At 70.5% G+C, this 536-nt stretch carries 1 protein-coding gene and 1 pseudogene; one reads left to right on the plus strand and one right to left on the minus strand.

From position 1 onward, the window contains the following. Positions 1-285 (minus strand): annotated as a pseudogene (locus tag A9X05_RS18185) (PPE domain-containing protein); the annotation flags it as partial. 121 nt (positions 286-406) lie between these two features. On the opposite strand from A9X05_RS18185, the gene A9X05_RS29915 reads away from it, so the two are divergent. After that, a partial coding sequence (locus A9X05_RS29915; RefSeq protein ID WP_156736815.1) for a PPE domain-containing protein occupies positions 407-536 on the plus strand: 130 nt, incomplete at its 3' end.

Consider the following 536-nt stretch of genomic DNA (forward strand, 5'->3'; position numbering starts at 1 on the left):
CAACGCCCGGTTGGCCGCGATCACCGGCGGTGGCACCACCGCGGCGAACGCCGCCTCATAAGCCGCCGCCGCCGCGGCGGCCTGCACCGCGGCCTGCTCGGCCTGCGCCGCCGTGCTGGCCAGCCACTCCGCATACGGGGTGGCCGCGGCCGCCATCGCCGCCGAGGCCGTGCCCGCCCACTCCTCACTGGCCAGCTGAGTCACCACATTCTGATAACTCAACGCAGCCGACTGCAGCTCCGCGGCGATCGCATTCCACGCCGCGCCGCGCGGCAGGAACGACCCATAGGCCTACGCGCACCGGCGGCCGCCCACGCTGCGGGGGTCGGGCGCCCAGGCGACCCGCCGTCACCGATTTATCGTCAGTCAATACCCGAGCCAAGCGGCCAAGGTTAAGGAGTAATTCGTGTTTGATTTTGGGGCGCTTCCGCCGGAGGTTAATTCGGCGCGGATTTATGCCGGTCCGGGGTCGGGGTCGTTGATGACGGCGGCGTCGGCGTGGAATGCGATCGCCGCGGAGCTGCAGTCGGCTGCGT

Origin of the sequence: Mycobacterium sp. E3298 (assembly GCF_001666895.1) — a bacterium.
Taxonomy (GTDB): domain Bacteria; phylum Actinomycetota; class Actinomycetes; order Mycobacteriales; family Mycobacteriaceae; genus Mycobacterium.